Consider the following 14827-nt stretch of genomic DNA (forward strand, 5'->3'; position numbering starts at 1 on the left):
TACAATGAATTTAGGCCGCATTTGAGTTTAGGAATGAAAACACCAAACCAAGTGCACAAAAAAAGCCAGGAGCAAAAGCTACTGGCCTTCATTTAAAACCGTCAACGTATTTTAGGACGGGACACATTTAAAAATTAAAACGCGCTAGTGTCTTGGAACAAGCCCACTTTTAAATCTTTTGCTTCGTAAATTACTCGGCCATCTACTTCTACAGTGCCATCTGCAACGCCCATGAACAATTTACGTTTAATTACGCGTTTCATTACAAGGCGGTAAGTTACTTTTTTATTAGTTGGTAAAATTTGGCCAGTAAATTTAACTTCACCCACACCTAGCGCACGGCCAAGACCAGGGCCACCAGACCAACCTAAGTAAAAACCAACTAGTTGCCACATAGCATCTAAGCCTAAACAACCTGGCATTACTGGGTCGCCTTTAAAATGACAATCGAAAAACCAAAGGCTAGGGTCAATATCAAGCTCAGCAACAATTTCGCCTTTACCATGAATACCGCCATCAGCAGTAATAGAGGTAATGCGATCCATCATTAACATGTTGTCACTTGGTAAACGGCAGTTACCTTCACCAAACATTTCACCTTGACCACACAGGATCAACTCTTCTTTTGTATAGCTATTTTTAGGTTCCATAACACTTATCTTCGCTTAGAAATTGCCAAGTACTTTAGCGTACACTTGTACGCTAAACAACTCGGAGCAGTTAAAAAATCAAAATATTGCATATTAAATCATCAATCAATCAACGCGATTGGTTTTTGCACTATAAAACCGCGCAATTACAATCAGAAATCATTATAATTAACGCTGTCTTATAACCAGTCTAAAGGAAGTTTATGATCCTTTTTGTTAACTCACTAACTGTGATTGATTTTTCTTACTTATGTAACAAACGCGGCGCCGTTGGCGAGAGCTGGATTGTTGATTTAACTTTGCACGGTAAACTTAACGAAGAGTCTATGGTTTTAGACTTTGGTTTAGTTAAAAAGCAAATTAAAGGCATCATAGATGAGTGTATTGATCACCGTTTAGCAATTCCTACAGGGCTTAATGGCACTGTATCTGAATTTGACGAGCATAAAACACTCGACTGTACATTTGGTGAAAATAATCACTTAGCTATGAGCGCTCCTCATCAAGCTTATTGCATGATTAACGCAGACGAAGTAACTGTTGAATCGGTTACCGAATTTTTAATTGCGACTATTTTACCGAAGCTACCAGATAACATTGAAAAAATTGAGCTGTCTCTTAAGCCTGAACACAGCCAAAGTTTTTACTATCATTACAGCCATGGCCTTAAAAAGCATGACGGTAATTGCCAGCGTATTATTCATGGGCATCGTTCTCAAATTGGTATTAGCCTAGATGGTATCTCTATGCCGCGCTTGCAAAAAGAATGGTCTCAAAAGTGGGAAGATATTTACTTAGCCACCAGTGAAGATCAAATTAACGCAGCTGATTTAAAACACATAACAGCCAAAGCGGGTGATGTATGTTTTGCTTATACATCGGCACAAGGCTATTTTGAAATGGCTATAAGCGAGTCTCGTTGCGACATTTTGCCAGTAGATACCACTGTAGAATGTATTGCTGAACATGTAGCTGGCCAAATTAAAGCCCAATACCCAGAAAAAGCAGTGAAAGTAACGGCTTATGAAGGTGTTGGAAAAGGATCGATTAGTTATGTTTAAAACACTTTTAGCAACAGCGCTTGTTGCCTCTGCTAGCTTTAGTGCTATGGCGCTTGAGTTAAAAGGACATTTAACACAAGGCGGTTTAGTTACAGGAAAGCTAGAAAACGCTAAATCAGTAAGCTTAGATGGCAAAAGCTTAAAACTTTCGCAAAATGGTGACTTTGTATTTGGTTTTGGTCGTGACGCTGAAACTACTCATATTTTAAAATGGGTAGATAACAATGGTAAATCGCATTCTCAGCCAATAGCTATCACTAAGCGCGAATATAAAATTGATAAAATTACCGGCGTAGCTAAAAAATATGTATCTCCGCCAAAAGAGGTTAGTGCGCGTATAAGCCGCGAAGCAGTTGCTGTACGAAAAGCCAGAGAAGTAGACTCTGATTTATTGTACTTTTTAGACCCGGTTTTAAAGCCTGCAGAAGGGCGCATATCGGGTGTTTATGGTAGTCAGCGCTATTTTAATGGCGAGCCTCGTCGTCCGCACTTTGGCTTAGACATCGCTAATAAAACAGGCTCTCCTGTTTACGCGCCTACTAGTGGTACCGTAGTATTTGCTGAACCTGATTTATACTATTCAGGCGGTACATTAATTATTGATCATGGCCATGGTATTACCTCAACTTACATTCACTTAAGTAAGCTTGATGTAAAAGTGGGTGATAAAATTGAGCAAGGTAACAAAGTGGCTGAAATTGGTGCAACTGGACGTGTAACGGGTCCTCACCTAGATTGGCGTTTTAACTGGAAAGGCGAACGCCTTGATCCTGCATTACTTATGCAAGATACATTAGCAAACAAAAAGTAGAGATTATGACTGACGTAAATCGCGATGCAATAATTGCTCAGCGTATTGAAGACTCAACCACATCGGTAACTAAAACCGTGTTTCCAGGGCGTACTAATCATCACAATACTTTATTTGGTGGTGATGCACTGGCGTGGATGGATGAAGTGGCATTTATAGCAGCGACTCGTTTTTGCCGTAAGCCTTTGGTAACTATATCTTCTGATAGAGTCGATTTTAAAGAAGCCATACCAGCAGGTACTTTTGCAGAGTTAATAGCTAAAGTAGTGCATGTAGGTAACACCAGCTTAAAAGTTGACGTAGATATATTATTAGAAACTATGCACAAAGACGATAAGCATTCAGCCATTAGTGGCAGCTTTACGTTTGTAGCAGTTGATGATAACCACAGACCGACTCCGGTAGTATGCGACAAAATGATTTATGGTTTTGATTAACTTAAAGCTTTGAATACGCGCTAAAGTAAAATTATATAAGCATCTTAATTGGTGCTTATATAATCCCACCAAAAGAACACATCATACTAAATATTAATAAAGTATAACTTCAACAACAGAGTTATTATTAACTAAAAGAAAGTAATCAAACTGGGGGGGTTGATAGGGGTGAGAGTTGTTGGATTTGGATACTAAAAAGGTATGCTTTTAACATACCTTTTTGGTTATATTTAGCTTTTAATTACATTTATTAAACTTACATAAATACTTTTTAAAGTACCATTGCTGCAATCCAGCCAAATATAAGCAGTGGAATGTTAAAGTGAATAAACGTTGGAATAACAGAGTCTCTAATGTGGTCGTGCTGGCCGTCGGCATTTAAACCCGATGTTGGGCCAAGCGTTGAATCTGAAGCAGGAGAGCCTGCATCACCTAGAGCGCCCGCAGTACCAACAAGCGCAGCGGTAGCCATAACAGAAAACCCAAGGTCTGAACATAAAGGAACAAACAAAGTTGCAATAATAGGCACTGTTGAAAACGAACTGCCAATTCCCATTGTAATTAATAACCCGACTAACAAAATAACACCGGCGGCCAAAGGTTTATTACCATCAAAAAGGGCGGCTGCGCTGTGTACTAAGCTTGCTACATCGCCAGTGGCTTGCATAACCGATGCAAAACCTTGTGCCGATATCATAATAAAGCCAATCATGGCCATCATCGCAACGCCTTTGCTAAATACGTCGCCGTTTTCTTCCCACTTAACTACACCAAAAACACTAAATATCATTACACCTACTAAGCCACCTAAAATCATTGAGCCACTTAGGTTTTGTGCAACAAGTGAGGCAAGTACTGCAAAAAGCCCGACAATCATTACTTTTCTAGGGTTTTCGACTTCAGCCGATTTACTAACAGTTGTTAATGGGAGCTCGGTGTATTCGCGGCGTTTTTTATAGGTAATAAATACCGCAATAAGTAATCCAATAAACATACCTAATGCAGGAATTATCATCGCCATAGGGACTTGGGTATTTACAATGTCTAGGCCGTTATCAACTAGGTTTTTGTGCAAAATAGAATATAAGTAAATACCCCCAAAACCATAAGGAAGCACCATGTAAGACGTTGCTAATCCAAATGTTAAAATACACGCTATAGCACGCCTGTCTAACCTTAACTGATTAAAAACAACGAGTAACGGCGGGATCAAAATAGGAATAAACGCTATGTGTACAGGGACTAAGTTTTGCGAAGAAATTGCACAACCTAAAATAATTAATAAAATGAAGTAACTTAAAAATGTTTCATTACCGCTGCCTTTTGCATTTACTTTAGCAAGTAGCTTATCAGCGAGAATACGTGTTAAACCCGACTTAGAAATAGCAACGGCAAACGCGCCGAGCATAGCATAACTTAGTGCAATTTCAGCTCCAGCTGAAAGGCCAGAATTAAACGCATCAACACTTTCTTTTATGCCCAAACCTGCAGTAAGACCTGCAACTAACGCGCTTATGATCATGGCAACAATGACGTTAACGCGAGCCAGAGATAGCCCGAGCATTAAAATAACGCCTATAACAACAGCATTCATAGTATTCTCTATTTGGAAATTTTAATTAATTTTATCAGATCTTTAGCCTGAGTTTTACGCTCTTTCGTAAAAGGTTTTTTACCATAGCGTACTTGGTTAAATAACTGCCTAAAAGTGCTTATAGATTGTGCAGAACGAGGAAGTTGATCAGCAAAAAAGTCTAACTGCTGACTCGGTGTTAAATTATCGGGTGTATTTATTTTTTGTTTTTTAGCCCATGCTTTTACTTCATAAAACTCTTTAACCATAGGCGCTAATTTAGCTGGGCGTTTTGGTAAGTTTAAATAGATAAAATAACCTATAAAACAAAAACCAGCTGTTAGTAAAACCATTAATGGTACAAGCCAAATATTTTTACTACCAAAAATTGATTTTAAAAAATCATTTTGTTTTTCTTCGTCAAAACCAAGTACCCAGCTAGACCATTGATAATCGAGGTTTTCAAGTTCCAACCTTAACCAATTAATAGCGGGGAAATTACTTAAACTCACTAAACCAAAATCAAGGTTACTTTTAAATTCGTCATTCAGCTCTTCGTTTTGCGAAAGTGAGCCATTTAAACGCTCTGGTGCGACAACAGCGGTTGCATCAAAAATAACCCAACCTTCGTTTTGTAAATATACTTCTACCCAAGCGTGTGCGTCGTATTGGCGAACAGTGAGCGTATTATTATCTTGATTTAATTCGCCACCTAAATAGCCACTTACTAGTCGAGCGGGTATACCTGCGGTTCTAAAAATGTACGCAGCGGCACTGGCATAGTGGCCACAAAAGCCACGTTGATTATCAAATAAAAATTGATCTATGGTGTTATCGCCGCTCATAGGAGTGGGTGTTAATGTGTAAGTAAATCCCGTACCTGCAAAGTACTGTAATAAGCTATTGTAAAAATCGCGGTCAGAGTGTGTATTTTGCTTTAAGTTTTTAGCAAGTGATGATGTTTTTACATTCTTTTTATTGGAGAGGTATTTGTAGCGTTTTTCTTCAAATTCGCCAAGCGGTAAAGCTGTGAAGTTAAAGCTATTTACATCGTATTGTAAGTTTTTAGCTTGGCGACTTTTTTTACGCAATAAACCTAGCGAATTACCTTCAACATTTGGTGAGTTACTACTGGAATATGCTAAACCATAGAGCCATTTTTGTGTAGCAGGCTCTGCAATAACTGAGTAGCTTGCAATAAGTTGCTCATCATTTTCGCTCTGCGTATTTGTTTTTACATTATTATATTTTAAAAAGTCAGACGTAAGCCACGCATTACCATTAAACTCATCATGGACTATTGCTCGCCAATAATAAGGCGCTACAGGTTTTTCTTCGTTAAATTTAGCTCTAAACACAAGTTCATCTGAGTTTGAAAGCTTTGCAATATCGAATGGATCGACTTGTTCAGAAAGCCCTGTTTTAGCAAGCTTAGGCCCAGGAAGCTGCCAAAAGGCGGGCATTTTTGGTAAAAAAAGCAGTAAAAATATAGCTAAAGGAAGCGCTAAAAGTAGCAATTTACCACTTTGCTTAGAGGCGATTTTTAAATTATGTTTGGACTCGAGTAGGCCAAGTACTGCAAAGTTTAATATGTATAAACAACTTACAGTTAAAGTCGTTAAAATACTTTGGTTAAACAAATACACCGATGAGAGTGAAAAAAACGTAAGCGTTGTAATTACATGATAGTGTTTTTTGGTTTTAGCCTGCAGCAGTTTAAATAAACTAGCAAGTAGCAGCATAGCCACAAATAAAATAACCGTATCCGACATGCCTACTGTGTAGAGCATTAAACCTAATGACACACCTGCGAGTATATTTGCCAGCCAAGCATTTGGCTTTGGTTTATTACTTAGCGTTATGTAAAAGTTCCATGCACAAATAAGTGTAAGTACACCAACAAAAACAAGCGGTAAATGTGATACAAAAAACACAATCAAACATGCATATATAAAAGACAGCGAATAATTTATTACTTTTTCATTTTTAAGTATGTCCATTACACATCACCATTAAATGAGCATAATAATTCTAAGCATTGCTGCTTATGTTGCTGTCCGGTATTTGTATTTATTGTTTTATTCGGCAGCTTTAACATAAAAGGGGTGTTTTTCTCGGTTGCTTCACACACTAAAAAGCATAACTGGCTTAAACGTTGTTCTGTATCTCCATTCATTAACGTAAAATCGAAGAGCGCATTTGCTGTTTTAAAGTCTACAAACTCTTTAACTAACAACTGCTGTGTTTTTGCGTAATGCTTCCACGACACTCTTTGCAAGCCCATCTCAGGTAAGTGTGGGATAAGAGACTCAAACTCTTCGCTACCAGATTGTGTAGAAATACCTTTATCGGCTTGCTCATCAAGCATAGAAACATGCGCATCACTGTGTACTTGTTCATGCGACGGGTATACAAATATATCTTCTTGTAATTGAATGTAGCTCCAAACAGTCATCAAACCAAAGGGATAGTTACTCGCTATTTTAATACGTTGCACTGAGTACTTACCGCGTGAGCTGTAGGGTAAGTTGAGTGTAAGTAACTGAGGTTTACTATCAACTTGGCCGGTATGTTTGTGAGTTTGCTCACTATCTTGATATGTTAAATTAATAGATTGGGTAACAGAAGGGCTTTGTAATTCAAATATAATACTCGGTTTTTGAGGAGCGTAGCTGTTAAATGCATCTTTAAATTTAACTGTTAAGCCTTTAGCGTTACTGTAGCCCATTAATACAGCAATAATCATTACCACAAACATAAGATAAGACATTATTAAAATTAAATTATTTTGATAATTAATGCCCATTACAAAGTTTAAAATAGCAACAATTACAAAGTACCAACCGAGGGATGATGGCAATACATAAATTGTTCTGTGTTCAAGTGTAATTGAGTTTTTTAAATGTTTATTTTTTAATAACTTATTAAATACACTTTGCTTAAATGATTTAAATAAAGAAGGGCGCTTAGCTGTTTTTTTTGGCATAAAAATTTATACCGGAACTAAAACGTTTTTTAAAATATCATTTACTTGCGCTTCACCTGACTCATTATGCAAACCTAATCGATGCTGACACACACTTGCAAATACAGCTTGAACATCTTCTGGCATTACAAAATCACGACCATCAATAAAGGCCCACGACCTAGCCGCTTTAGCCAGAGCCATACTAGCACGAGGTGATAACGATGATGCAAAAGCGTTGCTTGTGCGTGTGTAATTAACAAGCTCTATAATGTAGTCAATAACCGGGCTACTTAAAGCAATTTGGCTTATCTGGGTTTGAATTGCCGCTAACTCTTGTTGGTTAATACGCTTAGGTAATTGGCTGTAATCTCGTTTTTGCATATTCAAAATTAAGCGTTTTTCGGCTTCTTTAGGTGGAAAACCTAAGCTAATGCGCATTAAAAATCGGTCTAATTGCGACTCAGGTAACGGGTAGGTACCTGATTGATAAAGCGGGTTTTGTGTTGCTATCACAAAAAATGGATTTGGCAGCGTATATTTTTTTCCATCAACTGTTACTTGCTGCTCTTCCATTGCTTCAAGCAACGCACTTTGTGTTTTGGGTCCTGCGCGGTTTATTTCATCAGCTAAAACAACTTGGCTAAAAATAGGGCCTTTATGAAACGTAAAACTGTGCTCGGTAGAGTTAAACACATTAGTACCCAAAATATCAGCAGGAAGAAGATCATTGGTAAATTGTATACGCTGATACGATAAACCTAGCACAGCTGACAATGCATGAGAAAGAGTGGTTTTTCCCATACCAGGCAAATCTTCAATGAGTAAATGTCCTTCGCTAAATAAGCATGTAAGTGCCAGTTTTATTTGTTGTTGTTTACCAAATATAACACTCGAAAGATCGTCTATAATCGCAGTAACAGTACTATGCATGCTAACCTTATTATTATTCTATTATTTCAAGACGCTTCATTACAGTGTCTACTTTTTTTGTGTTGAAAGGTTTTGCAATAAAGCCTTTAGCGCCCATTTCCCACGTGTTTTGTACGTTTTCGAGACTATTGTGGCCAGAGCACATAACAACATGAGTGTGCGGGTAAGCACTATTAATGTATTCCAAAATATCTGCACCGTTAGAGTCAGGTAAACCTACATCTACAAATATAACGCCTGGCGGTTTATTGTTCATAATAGGTTTAGCTGAGCTAAAATCGGCGCTTTCTAATATATCTTCAAACCCTAAGTCAGTTAAAATTTGGTTTAGATAATCACGAATTTCCTTAACGTCATCAATAATGAGGATGGGCTCTAGCGGGCGAACAAATTCCATATGTAGGTTACTTCTATTTTGAATACATCTAAGTGCTTTAATACTAAGCTAACCCCATCATAAGCTCAAGAACGTTACTTAAAAAACACTAATAAATAAACTGTTTATATGTTTACCCAACAACCTATTTTTAAAGGATTACCTGCTTTCATATCTTCTACTAACTTATATTTTTATTAATAGTATTGAACAATAATGACGTATCCATAAGAAATTCCTTAATCCAATACAGTATTCAATCAAAATTTGATGTAACAAATTTGCTACTTAACTTATTGATTCAAAAATATTTACATACAAATTCGATTTTTTGTAAACGTTTTGTAATAAAAAATCGTTGACCTTCTAAATTCATTCTGTGATTATGCCCAGAAGATGGGCTTATGCTCACAAATGCAGTTTCATTAACCATTTAATGTTTTGCTCAGACAGCCTCATCTATACACACTGAATTAATACCAATTTCATTAAATGAAAATGCAATTTAATAAAGTTGGCATTACACACCACACTAAATAAAGAGCTTATTATGTTGAATAATAAAAAGACTAAATTTGCAATTTCTCTCATAGCGGCAGCTATGGCTACATCGGCTCCAGCACAGGCTGATATTTCTGAATATTTAGATCGCGTTGACGTAGACTTTTTACTAATGCAAAACTTTCAGTCAATTCAGGCTAAAGACGGTGCATTTCGTCCAGAAGATGAAGAACAAGAATCAGGATTTGGCCGTATTAGAGCAAATCTAATGCTTAAATTTCATATTAACGAATTCATTACTGCCGATATAGATATTGCAGAAGAGCCTAATGACTTTGGTGGCGAAGATCGTGACTTTTCATTTCACAACGATTTTGCAGGTGTTGAATTTGACTTACTAGGCCTTTATGGCACACCAAAAGAAAACGCAAATTTAACACTGCGTTTAGGTAACATTGGTGGGTCGCCTTTCCAATTTAAAGGTTTTCAAGACGGCGCAGATAACCAAAGTAATGCACTTATTGGTAATGGTATTACCGATTACGCAACCGCAGAAAACGGTGCACAGCTAAGTTACAGCGAAACTTTCGATAGTGGTGTAGTACGTGCGTATAATGTTACAGGTCACATTACGACTTCAAGTTTCGGTGAAGCATTTCAAGAAGACAGAGGTTATAACTACCGACTTCAAGGTACTTTAGAATTTGAAGGTGGCTTTAAAGCAGGTTTAAACTTATTAAAAGCGAATCAAGGCGACCAGTTACGTTTTGAAAATGGCGTAGCAAGTCTTAATGGTGTAACCACAACAAACTATCGCTTTGGCGATGGTGAAAACTATAATTTCTCAGCGTCACCTTCGAATGAGCGTGACACTCACGTTGGCGCAATGCCAGGGCTTGAGCAATCAATCATCCAGCTTAACTTAGCTTATCAACCATCTGACGAAACTAGTCTAATTTTTATGGTTGGTAAATCATCTGATGACTACACATTTGCAGATGCCGCTGGTAATGCAGTTGCCGGTATTACCTACTTTGGTACAAACGGCATAGCTGATGAAAATGGCACTACTTTTGATTCAAACAGTGTAATAGAAGGCGACTCATCGGTTGAGTACTTCGTGTTTGAAGCACAACAATATATTATTCCTAAAAAGCTATATGTAGCGGCTCGTTATGCAGAAGCCGAAAACACTTCCGACTTAATTGAACAAACAGACAACACAGTAGAGCGTATTCAAGTAGCCGCAGGTTACTGGTTTAACGATAAAACGCTTTTAAAAGTTGAGTATGTTAACCAAGAAGAAGGTGTTAATTCGGGCGGCCAAATCGGTAAAGGATTTGACGGCTTCAATTCTGAAATATCTGTTAAATTTTAAATCATTATCCAACTAGTCTAACTATTTAAACAAAGGACCTAAAAAGGCACTTTGCGGGCAGTTTTATGCGTTAAAACTGCCATAAATAGAATTGGCATTAGATTGAAATTTAATAGTACTTGTTAATACATAACGTGTATGGGGAATACCCGATGAAAAATAAATTAATTATGCTCGCGTGTGGCTTTATAAGCATGGGCGCTGCGGCAAAAGAAACAATTACAATAGCGACTGTTAACAATGGTGACATGATCACCATGAAAGAATTAAGTAGTAACTTTACCAGCCAAAACCCTGATATAGAACTAAAATGGGTCACTCTAGAGGAAAACATTCTTCGCCAACGTGTCACTACCGATGTTGCAACAAAGGGCGGCCAATACGATGTTATGACCATAGGTACTTATGAAGTACCAATTTGGGGCAAGCAAAATTGGCTAAAAGAGCTGGATAATTTAGGTGAAAAATACGATTTAGACGATTTAATTCCGGCAATTCGAAGTGGTTTAACGATTAACGACAAACATTATGCTTCGCCATTTTATGGCGAAAGCTCAATGGTTATGTACCGCACTGACTTAATCGAAAAAGCAGGGCTGACAATGTCTAAAGCCCCAACATGGGACTTTATACGCAAAGCTGCTAAAAGCGATGACAGATAAAAAAGAAGGTGTTTATGGCCTTTGTCTACGTGGTAAAGCAGGTTGGGGCGAAAACGTTGCGCTTATTACATCCATGGCAAATTCGTTTGGTGCGCGTTGGTTTGATGAAAATTGTAAACCTCAGTTTAATACCCCAGAGTGGGAAAATACCCTTCAGTATTATGTCGATGTGATGAAAGAATCTGGTCCTGCGGGTTCATCTGAAACGGCTTTAATGAAAACCTTGCACTATTTCAAACCGGAAAATTTGGTATTTGGATTGATGCAACCGTTGCAGGCGCATTTGTTACTAACAAAAAAGATTCAGAAGTTGCCGATAAAGTAGGGTTTGCACTTGCGCCAAATAACGGTCTAGGTAAACGCGGTAACTGGTTATGGTATTGGACTTTAGCCGTACCGGCAAGCAGCAAAAAACCAGATGCCGCAATGAAATTTATTAGCTGGGCAACATCTAAAGAATACACTCAACTTGTAGCCGACAAAAAAGGTTGGGCAAAAGTACCGCCAGGTACACGTAAATCACTTTACAGTAATCAAAAGTACATGGACGCAGCACCGTTTGCGCAAATTACCTTAGATTCTATTCAATCTGCAGATCCTAAAAATCCGACCGTTAAACCAGTACCTTATGTAGGTATTCAGTTTGTTGCTATTCCTGAGTTTCAAGGAATTGGTACAGCTGTTGGGCAACAATTTTCAGCAGCATTAACTGGCCAAATGACTGTTAAGCAAGCGCTTAGTACGTCTCAGCACCTCGTTGAGCGAACAATGCGTAAAGCTCGCTATCCTAAATAGCATGTAATGGGCGGGTAAGTACTCAAACTTACCCAATATTTTATGTCAATTCTATTTACTTGTTAGTTATAAACACTATCTCGCGCACGCTTGCTCGGTTTATGCTTCTTCCTAGTGTAATTTTATTACTTGCTTGGATGATAGTTCCGCTGTGTATGACACTGTATTTCTCATTTATTGATTACAACTTACTCGTTCCAGGGGATAAAGAGTTTGTAGGCTTTTTAAACTATGAATTTTTCCTAACTGATCCGGCTTTTTTTGAATCATTTTTTAACACGCTTTACCTAGTAACTGGGGTTTTACTTATCACTATTTGTGGTGGTATTGGCTTAGCTATTTTACTAGACCAAGCAATATGGGGACGAGATTACGTTCGCATTATGGTACTAGCCCCATTTTTTGTAATGCCAACTGTGTCGGCATTGGTATGGTAAAACATGCTAATGAACCCAGTTAATGGCTTATTTGCACATTTCGCGATTTGGCTTTGAACCTATCGACTTTTTTGCTCAAATGCCGCTATTTTCAATCATCATAATTGTGTCTTGGCAGTGGTTACCATTTGCAGCATTAATACTGCTAACAGCAATACAATCATTAGACCGTGAACAATTAGAAGCGGCTGATTTAGACGGAGCTGGGCCATTTAGTAAGTTTTTTTACATCGTTTTGCCGCACTTATCGCGCGCTGTAACCGCTGTTATTTTAATCGAAACTATATTTTTACTGTCAATTTTTGCCGAAATATTAGTTACAACCAGCGGTGGGCCTGGTTATTCGTCGACCAATATAACGTACTTAATTTACACGCAATCACTACTTCAATTTGATGTAGGCGGTGGCTCGGCAGGGGGCATAGTTGCAGTTATTATTGCAAATATAGTCGCTATATTTTTAATGCGCTTAATTGGCAAAAACTTGGAGGGTTAATTATGACTATAAAAGATAGCCGTCGTTCCAAACTAATTTATACCATTGCTGCATGGACAATAAGCGGCATGATTTTCTTTCCAATTTTATGGACGTTAATCACCAGCTTTAAAACGGAAGCTGAAGCAATTTCAGCAAGTCCAAGCTTATATGCATTCGATTGGACACTCGAAAACTACCGCGATGTACTGTCACGTTCGCAATACTTTAACCATTTTTGGAACTCTGTAGTTATATCGCTAGGTTCAAGTTTGCTGGGTTTATAAATTGCTGTACCTGCAGCTTGGTCTATGGCTTTTGTACAAACTAAAAAAACAAAGCATTTATTAATGTGGATGCTTTCAACCAAAATGTTACGGCAGTAGGGGTACTTATTCCGATTTATTTATTGTTTCGAGACTTTGCGCTACTCGATACAAAATTAGGTTTAGTAATTGTAATGACACTCATTAACTTACCAATAATGGTATGGATGCTGTACACCTACTTTAGAGAAATACCAAACGAAATACTTGAAGCTTCACGTATGGATGGCGCAAAAATTGGAGAAGAAATATTTCATGTTTTATTACCAATAGCCTTACCGGGTATAGCCTCAACGCTCTTGTTAAATGTAATTTTGTCGTGGAACGAAGCTTTTTGGACACTTATTTTAACCGCTGCAAATGCTGCACCTTTAACGGCATTTATTGCCAGTTACTCAAGCCCTGAGGGGTTATTTTACGCTAAGTTATCGGCAGCATCTGCCATGGCCATTGTGCCAATTTTAATACTTGGTTGGTTTAGTCAAAAACAATTAGTGCGTGGATTAAGTTTCGGCGCAGTAAAATAGGAGAATACACATGGGCAGCATCACACTAAAACAAGTCACTAAAAACTTTGATGAAGTTAACGTAATTAAACCGCTCGACTTAGAAATTAAAGACGGTGAGTTTATCGTTTTTGTCGGTCCATCGGGCTGTGGTAAATCTACATTACTTCGTATGATCGCAGGTCTTGAAGATACCACCAGTGGTAATATAGAAATTGATGGCATTGACGCTACAAAAACACCGCCTGCAAAAAGAGGCTTGGCAATGGTGTTTCAATCCTATGCGTTATATCCGCATATGACAGTGCGTAACAATATTGCTTTTCCTTTAAAAAGAGCCAAGGTTAGCCCTGCAGAAATTGAAAGTAAAATTGCTAACGCCGCTAAAATACTTAATTTGACCGATTATTTAGACCGAAAGCCTGGGCAATTATCGGGCGGTCAGCGCCAGCGTGTAGCGATAGGGCGCGCAATTGTACGTCAGCCTTCGGCATTTTTATTTGACGAACCACTTTCAAATCTTGATGCGTCACTACGTGTAAATATGCGTTTAGAAATATCTGAATTACATAAAAGTTTAGCTACAACAATGATTTATGTTACACACGATCAGGTTGAAGCCATGACAATGGCAGATAGAATCGCGGTATTTAATGCCGGTATTATTGAACAGGTAGGCACACCTTTAGAGCTAAAGTATTAAAGTTTGATAATAACGGTTTAACAATTCGCTAGAGCCAATCTTTAATTACCTTAAATAGCATCTTTATAAGGGTGCTATTAACTAAATTCTAATTACATAATCCTATGAAACCTAGGTATTTTTTATTAAGGGATGGTATATTTACAATTATAAATAACAAAAACGTTATTGATAAATAGATATTCCAAAATTAATAAAATAATTTATATAGCAGCACATATAATTAAAATTATGTAAT

The 14827-nt window shown here is 37.7% G+C and carries 10 protein-coding genes and 4 pseudogenes; 8 read left to right on the top strand and 6 right to left on the bottom strand.

The window, feature by feature from the left end; all coding sequences use genetic code 11:
- Positions 1-134: 134 nt before the first annotated feature.
- A complete protein-coding gene (gene fabA / locus H5120_RS10015) occupies positions 135-650 on the bottom strand; it encodes a bifunctional 3-hydroxydecanoyl-ACP dehydratase/trans-2-decenoyl-ACP isomerase (RefSeq protein ID WP_002960896.1) in 516 nt (171 codons plus the stop codon).
- Positions 651-853: 203 nt separating this feature from the next.
- On the opposite strand from fabA, the gene H5120_RS10020 reads away from it, so the two are divergent.
- Genes H5120_RS10020 through H5120_RS10030 form a run of 3 tightly spaced genes read left to right on the top strand, consistent with a single transcriptional unit; the run spans position 854 to position 2959 of the window.
- Positions 854-1711, top strand: coding sequence for a 6-carboxytetrahydropterin synthase (locus tag H5120_RS10020; protein WP_024595367.1), 858 nt, complete (start codon positions 854-856; stop codon positions 1709-1711).
- Positions 1704-2522, top strand: a complete 819-nt coding sequence (locus H5120_RS10025) for a M23 family metallopeptidase (protein ID WP_182674265.1) — start codon at positions 1704-1706, stop codon at positions 2520-2522. Before H5120_RS10020 ends, H5120_RS10025 begins: the two co-directional genes overlap by 8 nt.
- 5 nt (positions 2523-2527) lie before the next feature.
- Positions 2528-2959, top strand: coding sequence for an acyl-CoA thioesterase (locus H5120_RS10030; protein WP_002960891.1), 432 nt, complete (start codon positions 2528-2530; stop codon positions 2957-2959).
- 271 nt (positions 2960-3230) lie between these two features.
- On the opposite strand, the gene H5120_RS10035 is transcribed toward H5120_RS10030, so the two are convergent.
- From H5120_RS10035 to H5120_RS10055, 5 genes are read right to left on the bottom strand one after another with little or no spacing between them, the layout of a single operon-like run.
- Entirely contained in the window at positions 3231-4553 is a 1323-nt protein-coding gene (locus H5120_RS10035) for a Na+/H+ antiporter family protein (RefSeq protein WP_182674266.1), read from the bottom strand.
- 8 nt (positions 4554-4561) lie between these two features.
- On the bottom strand, positions 4562-6532 hold the full coding sequence (locus H5120_RS10040) for a DUF3488 and transglutaminase-like domain-containing protein (protein WP_182674267.1): 1971 nt from the start codon (positions 6530-6532) through the stop codon (positions 4562-4564).
- On the bottom strand, positions 6532-7518 hold the full coding sequence (locus tag H5120_RS10045; protein WP_182674268.1) for a DUF58 domain-containing protein: 987 nt from the start codon (positions 7516-7518) through the stop codon (positions 6532-6534). Before H5120_RS10045 ends, H5120_RS10040 begins: the two co-directional genes overlap by 1 nt.
- A gap of 6 nt (positions 7519-7524) precedes the next feature.
- A complete protein-coding gene (locus H5120_RS10050; RefSeq protein ID WP_182674269.1) occupies positions 7525-8430 on the bottom strand; it encodes a MoxR family ATPase in 906 nt (301 codons plus the stop codon).
- Between the two features lie 13 nt (positions 8431-8443).
- Complete coding sequence (locus H5120_RS10055) at positions 8444-8827, bottom strand: response regulator (protein ID WP_182674270.1); 384 nt, start codon at positions 8825-8827, stop codon at positions 8444-8446.
- 529 nt (positions 8828-9356) lie between these two features.
- On the opposite strand from H5120_RS10055, the gene H5120_RS10060 reads away from it, so the two are divergent.
- The 5 genes and pseudogenes from H5120_RS10060 to H5120_RS10080 all read left to right on the top strand — a co-directional run.
- Positions 9357-10685, top strand: a complete 1329-nt coding sequence (locus H5120_RS10060; protein WP_182674271.1) for a hypothetical protein — start codon at positions 9357-9359, stop codon at positions 10683-10685.
- A 152-nt stretch (positions 10686-10837) separates the two neighbouring features.
- Positions 10838-12142 (top strand): annotated as a pseudogene (locus H5120_RS10065) (ABC transporter substrate-binding protein).
- A gap of 101 nt (positions 12143-12243) precedes the next feature.
- A pseudogene (locus H5120_RS10070) lies at positions 12244-13075 on the top strand (carbohydrate ABC transporter permease).
- 2 nt (positions 13076-13077) lie between these two features.
- Positions 13078-13907: pseudogene (locus H5120_RS10075) on the top strand (carbohydrate ABC transporter permease).
- A 10-nt stretch (positions 13908-13917) separates the two neighbouring features.
- Positions 13918-14580, top strand: a pseudogene (locus H5120_RS10080) (ABC transporter ATP-binding protein); the annotation flags it as partial.
- Positions 14581-14827: the final 247 nt, after the last annotated feature.

Origin of the sequence: Pseudoalteromonas sp. SR43-2 (assembly GCF_014163885.1) — a bacterium.
GTDB lineage: Bacteria > Pseudomonadota > Gammaproteobacteria > Enterobacterales > Alteromonadaceae > Pseudoalteromonas > Pseudoalteromonas distincta.

Bases quoted from the DNA above. Each gene is read 5' to 3' on its own strand.
- fabA (WP_002960896.1), bottom strand. From the start codon at position 650: ATGGAACCTAAAAATAGCTATACAAAAGAAGAGTTGATCCTGTGTGGT.
- H5120_RS10020 (WP_024595367.1), top strand. From the start codon at position 854: ATGATCCTTTTTGTTAACTCACTAACTGTGATTGATTTTTCTTACTTA.
- H5120_RS10025 (WP_182674265.1), top strand. From the start codon at position 1,704: ATGTTTAAAACACTTTTAGCAACAGCGCTTGTTGCCTCTGCTAGCTTT.
- H5120_RS10030 (WP_002960891.1), top strand. From the start codon at position 2,528: ATGACTGACGTAAATCGCGATGCAATAATTGCTCAGCGTATTGAAGAC.
- H5120_RS10035 (WP_182674266.1), bottom strand. From the start codon at position 4,553: ATGAATGCTGTTGTTATAGGCGTTATTTTAATGCTCGGGCTATCTCTG.
- H5120_RS10040 (WP_182674267.1), bottom strand. From the start codon at position 6,532: ATGGACATACTTAAAAATGAAAAAGTAATAAATTATTCGCTGTCTTTT.
- H5120_RS10045 (WP_182674268.1), bottom strand. From the start codon at position 7,518: ATGCCAAAAAAAACAGCTAAGCGCCCTTCTTTATTTAAATCATTTAAG.
- H5120_RS10050 (WP_182674269.1), bottom strand. From the start codon at position 8,430: ATGCATAGTACTGTTACTGCGATTATAGACGATCTTTCGAGTGTTATA.
- H5120_RS10055 (WP_182674270.1), bottom strand. From the start codon at position 8,827: ATGGAATTTGTTCGCCCGCTAGAGCCCATCCTCATTATTGATGACGTT.
- H5120_RS10060 (WP_182674271.1), top strand. From the start codon at position 9,357: ATGTTGAATAATAAAAAGACTAAATTTGCAATTTCTCTCATAGCGGCA.